The following is a 5,974-nucleotide window of genomic DNA, read 5'->3' on the forward strand; positions in this document are numbered from 1 at the left end:
CGATGAATCTTTTGCTGCTAATATCTATCTGGCTGCAACAATAATCAATTTGCGTTAATTGTCAACACGCCCTATATAAAAACCAAATAAATTCTCGGGAACAAAGCCCGCTATATAAAGAGAAAGGACTGTTGAAATTTGAAAAATTACAACAGCATTTGCAACTTTTAAAAGCTTGGCATCTTGTTTCATGAATGGATTAATTCCTTTCTTTTCTGATGTACTATAGTTTCTGTTTGATGATAAATAAATGAAAAAAACTATCTCAGTTGAAACTCAGCATAATCAGCAATATTTAAAACTTTACTTTTTCCCAAAGCCAAGCCTAAATCTTGCAAACGAATACTGCCAATTTGCGTGCGTACCAAACGCAAAGTTGGGAAACCCACCGCAGCAGTCATACGCCGAACTTGCCGATTCCGCCCTTCACAAATTTGAATCTCAAGCCACGATGTGGCAATATTGGCACGATAGCGAATAGGCGGATCACGATGCCACAGCCAAAGCGGTTCATCAACTTGGCGTACTTTGGCGGGCAAGGTTATGCCATCATTCAGCAACACACCATTTTGCAATTGTTCAATCGCTGTCGTAGTCACTTCACCTTCCACCTGGGCGAGATAAGTTTTGTATTGTTTATGCTTGGGGTGGGCGATATGTTGATTGAGCTGTCCATCATTGGTGAGTAGCATCAAGCCTTCCGAATCATGATCCAAACGCCCAGCAATGCGTAAAGTTTTATCAAAAATAAACTCGGCTAAGGTGCGTTGTTCCGCTTCGCCACGGAATTGCGAATGCACATCAAAAGGTTTATTAAAGGCAATCAATTTTGCAGGCGATATTGCTTGTGTTGATTTGGAAGAAAATTTTGTTTTATGCTCGAATTGGTGTTTACTAGACGGACGCTGACTGGATGGATTGCCATGGCGTTGATTTTTGTCTGTCTGATTTGTATTCTTTTTCGCATTCTGTTTACGGTTTTGTCTAGGTTGATTTGCTGAATTTTGCTGACTGAAAGAACGCTTTTGCATAGATAACCCATCATGAACAATTAAAAAATATTTTTTAAATTTTATAAAGATTTAAACTGTAACTATATCATGAATCAACCATTCATCGCCATCAATGTTTTTTTGCCAAGTAAAAATATAAGCAAAATCCTGTTGCCCAAAACGACCACTAAAACGTACTTTTACCCAATCATAAAGCAATTGCTCACCATCAGCGACCGTACCTTGCTTAGTGATATTTGCCAATAAACCCGATAATGAATTATCTACTGTATTTTCATTTGAACTGATTAAATTTTGCCAATGTTTTGCATTATTTTGGTGAAAATAATCTTGAATATTGTCCGTATCCTGATAATGCTTATAAATAAAGCTAAACACTTCACGGCAATAACGTAAAAATGGGGCAACTTCGCTGCCATCAGGAAATTGATTACCATTACTTGCCGTAACTTGTGAAAAGTCTTGAATATGATTTTGAGAAAAATCTTGTGAAAAATTTTCATTAAAATCGGGCTGATGATTTAAATTAGCGTGATGATTTTGCTGATTTAAGCCATCATTATTATTTGCAGTCGGCTGATTATTTTTGCCTAAAGTTTTTTGATATTCTTTGACAGAATAATAACCAACGGCAAATAAGGTAATTACAATAACTAAAATAATCACGAAAATCAGCATGGCACTTACTCAAATCATTTTTCAAAAATTAAAATCATTGTTTACTGTGTGGTCACGATATTATCTCGTTCAACATTTAAAACCCCTGAAATCTGTTTGATACTTCGCATCGCCAATAATATATCGGTATTTTTAGGCACACGAATCGCAACAGCATCAGTAATAGTATATTCACTAATAATAGCATAACCTTGCTGTTGTAATTGTTGCATGATTTTGGTTTTTTGATTTTTATCAAAAGATACTAATAATGTATCTGGTGTATAGCGTTGCGAATCGTTTTTCACAGTTAAAATCGGCTTATTGATTGTAGTACTGATTTTATTATTAACGGCTGATTGTTGGCAAGCGGTTAATAATAAAGCTGTTGAGATTAAAATAAAGCTTTTCATCGTTTTTTCCTAAGTGATTTAATAACAATTAATCCAATTCCATCGCTGCTGATAATGCCTGATCTAGACGTGATACCGCAATGATATTCATATCGGGACTGACTTTCTGCGGTGCATTTGCTCGCGGTAGGATAATGGTTTTAAAACCGTGCTTTTGAGCTTCTTTTAACCGTTCTTGACCATTTGGTACAGGGCGAATTTCACCAGATAGACCCACTTCACCAAATACCGCCAAATGCTGTGGTAACGCTTTGCCCCGTAAACTTGATGCACATGCCAATAATACCGCCAAATCCGAACCTGTTTCAGTGATTTTGAGACCACCGACAATATTGACATAAACGTCTTGCCCAGTGGTATGCACACCACCATGTCTGTGCATCACCGCCAAGAGCATGGATAAACGGTTTTGTTCCAAGCCTAATGCCACACGGCGTGGCTGACCGTGAGCATCATCGACCAAAGCTTGCACTTCGACCAATAGCGGACGGGTACCTTCACGGCTAATCATCACTACCGAACCTGCAATCGCTTCATCATAACGACTTAGGAAAATCGCTGAGGGATTGGCGACTTCTTTTAAGCCTTTGTCGGTCATACCGAATACGCCTAATTCATTCACCGCACCAAAACGGTTTTTGACTGCACGAATCATACGATAGCGTGAATCGGCTTGCCCTTCAAAATACAGCACACAATCCACCATGTGTTCCAACACACGAGGTCCTGCCAAAGCACCTTCTTTGGTAACATGACCGACAATAAAAAGTGCCGTCCCTGTATGCTTGGCAAAACGAGTTAAAATCGCTGCCGACTCACGGATTTGCGATACACCACCTGGGGCGGATTGAATGGTTTCGGTATAAATGGTTTGAATAGAGTCGATAACTGCCATTTGTGGGCGTTGTTGAGCCAAAACATCACAGATTTTTTCGACACACGTTTCAGCCATGACTTTAAGCTTTGCGGTTGGCAATTCCAAACGTTTGGCACGCATCGCCACTTGCGATAAGGACTCTTCACCGGTGATATAAAGGGCAGATTGTTGCGATGCCATATAGGTTGCGGTTTGTAGCAAAATGGTCGATTTACCAATCCCCGGATCACCGCCAATTAATACCACCGAACCAGTCACCAAGCCACCGCCCAACACACGGTCAAACTCGCTAATGCCTGTTGATGCACGACTTTCATATTGGATAGAGACTTGGTCTAGAGTGGTGACTTGAGCAGTTTGCCCTGCATAACCGCCTGCTTGGATGCCAATTTTTGCTTTATGCTTACTGCTGGCACTGCTGTCAAGCACCGTTTCGACCAAGCTATTCCATTCGCCACAGTCGCTACATTGCCCCGCCCATTTTGAATGTTCTGCACCACAATGCTGACAGCGATAAACGGTTTTTGCTTTTGCCACAAGACTACCCAAACATGACCAATAAGAACCGCATTTAAGCATGAAACAGACTTGATATAAAGTAGAATTTTTTTTAATGATTTTGAAAAATGTAATAGAGTAAAAATTTTCTACAGCGATGCCATGCCGATAAAAATAAGCTCTGACATCTATCGCCAACACTGCTATAATAAGACGATTATTTTCCCTTAAATTTTATGACTTTTTGATTAGATTGAGTGCATGATGAGTACAGCAACACACGATGACAGCAACACAGCAGGTCTAGATTTTATTCGTCAAGTGATTACTGACGATGTGGCAAGTGGTAAGACTAGCCAAGTAGTAACCCGTTTTCCGCCTGAGCCAAACGGTTATTTACATATCGGCCATGTCAAAGCAATTTGTTTAAATTTTAGTATCGCCAAAGAATTTGACGGCTTATGTAATTTACGTTTTGACGATACCAATCCTGATGCCGAAGAACAAGAATATGTTGATGGGATTCAAAACGATGTTGAATGGCTAGGCTTTAAATGGAATGGCGAACCACGTTATGCATCAAGCTATTTCGACCAATTGTATGCATGGGCGGTGCAATTGATTGAGCAAGGCGATGCTTATGTGGACTTGCAAAGTGCCGAAGAAATCCAAACAGGGCGTAGTACCTATCTCAAAGACGGGATTAAATCGCCTTATCGTGATGCGACTGTCGCAGAAAATTTAGCCCGTTTTGAACAAATGAAAAATGGTGAATTGGGCGAAGGTGAAGCGGTCTTGCGTGCCAAAATCGATATGTCTAGCCCAAATGTGCATATGCGTGATCCGATTATTTATCGTGTTTTACACAGCACGCATCACCAAAGTGGCGATAAGTGGAAAATTTATCCAATGTATGACTATGCGCATCCTTTGTCGGATGCGATAGAAGGCATTAGCCATTCATTGTGTACTTTGGAATTTGTTGATCACCGTCCCTTTTATGATTGGGTAGTGGAAAAGGTGAAATCGCCTGCCGTACCACGCCAATATGAATCGAGCCGTTTAAATATTGACTATACCATTACATCAAAACGTAAATTACGTCAATTGGTTGAAGGTGATCATGTCAATGGTTGGGACGATCCACGTATGCCGACTATCGTGGGCATGCGTCGTCGTGGCTTTACCCCAGAGGGTTTACAAGATTTTTGTAAGCGTGTTGGCGTATCCAAAACCGATGGTATTGTAGATGTGGCGATGCTAGAGTTTTGTATTCGTCAATCTTTGGAAAATACTGCAGGTCGTGGCATGGCGGTATTAAAACCGTTAAAAGTCACCATTCAAAATTTTGATGAAGCGGTAGCCCATTTTGCTGAATTGAAAAAAGAAAGCCTAGTAGCACGTTTGGATAATGGCACATTGTGGCTAACACAACCAAAGCACCCGAGTGCAGATTTGGGCAATCGTGAAATTCCCTTCACCAAAGAAATTTACATTGATCAAAGCGATTATGAGTTAAATCCGCCAGCAGGTTATAAGCGTCTTTCGCCTGAAAATAACGAAATCCGTTTGCGTAACAGTTATGTGTTAAAAATCGAGAAGCCGATTTGCGATGACAATGGCAATGTGGTGGAATTGATTGCCACGATTGATGCCAAAACTTTGGGGAATAATCCAGAGGGTCGTAAGGTGAAAGGCGTGATTCATTGGGTATCGGCAACGCATGGTGTGTCTGCGGAAGTACGTATTTATGACCGTTTGTTTAATGTATCAAACCCTGCGGAAAGTGCAAATTTCCTTGAGCATCTCAATCCTGAGTCGTTAAAAGTGGTGCAAGCGGTGCTTGAGCCGAGTTTGGCGACAGCGGAAAATGAACAACGTTTCCAATTTGAACGTGAGGGGTATTTTGTGGCAGATCGTTATGATCATACCGCAGAAAAACCTGTGTTTAACCGTATCTTGGATTTAAAAGATAGTTTTAAAGCTTAATTCATTGGCTTTAAAATCGTTTGAAAAAATGTAGGGGCGTATCGCATACGCCCTTGTTATATTTGACAATGTGATTTATTGGAATGGAAAAAAATAATGAAAAGAATATCGCAAACGCAACAAGTGATGGCATTTTTAAGAGAAAATGCCAATCAAAAATTTACTGCTCGTGAAATTGCTGAGCAAATTGCCTTAAGATATGAACAGCAGTATAAATCTAAAAAGCAAGGGTTTGTAAACGAAAAAAATTTTATTAACCAACTTGTTGCTGAAATTGGGCGTAAAAAACTTGATCTAGAAAAACGTGGTGTTGAAATGCAAGACCAACCACGTCCACGTTTATATTGGTATGCGGAGAATAATCATATTCATGACATTGATGAATATAAAGGTGCTGAAGACTTTAATTCTCAAAATGAAAGTCCTGTCGTTGTTAATGAAAATTTAGATATAGGACTTACGCAAAACCGTAATTTTTTTGCATAAGGGGAATAAACTATAGTAGCATAAGGCATGACAAAAAAACC

General features: G+C 39.8%; 6 protein-coding genes and 1 pseudogene. 2 read left to right on the top strand and 5 right to left on the bottom strand.

The window, feature by feature from the left end; translation table 11 throughout:
- Positions 1–54 precede the first annotated feature (54 nt).
- The 5 genes and pseudogenes from ACEYX7_RS10385 to radA form a co-directional block, all read right to left on the bottom strand.
- A complete protein-coding gene (locus tag ACEYX7_RS10385; RefSeq protein WP_374806987.1) occupies positions 55–192 on the bottom strand; it encodes a hypothetical protein in 138 nt (45 codons plus the stop codon).
- A gap of 77 nt (positions 193–269) precedes the next feature.
- Positions 270–842, bottom strand: a pseudogene (locus ACEYX7_RS10390) (rRNA large subunit pseudouridine synthase E); the annotation flags it as partial.
- A gap of 240 nt (positions 843–1,082) precedes the next feature.
- Positions 1,083–1,691, bottom strand: a complete 609-nt coding sequence (locus tag ACEYX7_RS10395) for a hypothetical protein (RefSeq protein ID WP_374900545.1) — start codon at positions 1,689–1,691, stop codon at positions 1,083–1,085.
- 41 nt (positions 1,692–1,732) lie between these two features.
- Complete coding sequence (locus ACEYX7_RS10400) at positions 1,733–2,083, bottom strand: S8 family serine peptidase (protein WP_374804359.1); 351 nt, start codon at positions 2,081–2,083, stop codon at positions 1,733–1,735.
- 28 nt (positions 2,084–2,111) lie between these two features.
- Positions 2,112–3,497 (bottom strand): DNA repair protein RadA, encoded by a 1,386-nt coding sequence (radA, locus tag ACEYX7_RS10405; RefSeq protein ID WP_374804361.1) that lies wholly within the window; start codon positions 3,495–3,497, stop codon positions 2,112–2,114.
- A 222-nt stretch (positions 3,498–3,719) separates the two neighbouring features.
- Between radA and ACEYX7_RS10410 the strand changes: the two genes are divergently transcribed.
- The gene (locus tag ACEYX7_RS10410) at positions 3,720–5,447 is read left to right on the top strand and encodes a glutamine--tRNA ligase/YqeY domain fusion protein (protein WP_374900546.1); all 1,728 of its coding nucleotides are present in this window, start codon (positions 3,720–3,722) and stop codon (positions 5,445–5,447) included.
- Between the two features lie 96 nt (positions 5,448–5,543).
- Positions 5,544–5,933: a hypothetical protein gene (locus ACEYX7_RS10415; protein WP_374900547.1), complete on the top strand. Its 390-nt coding sequence runs from the start codon at positions 5,544–5,546 to the stop codon at positions 5,931–5,933.
- Positions 5,934–5,974: the final 41 nt, after the last annotated feature.

This window comes from Hubeiibacter jixunmingi (assembly GCF_041928215.1).
In the GTDB taxonomy this organism is placed as follows: Bacteria; Pseudomonadota; Gammaproteobacteria; order Pseudomonadales; family Moraxellaceae; genus Acinetobacter.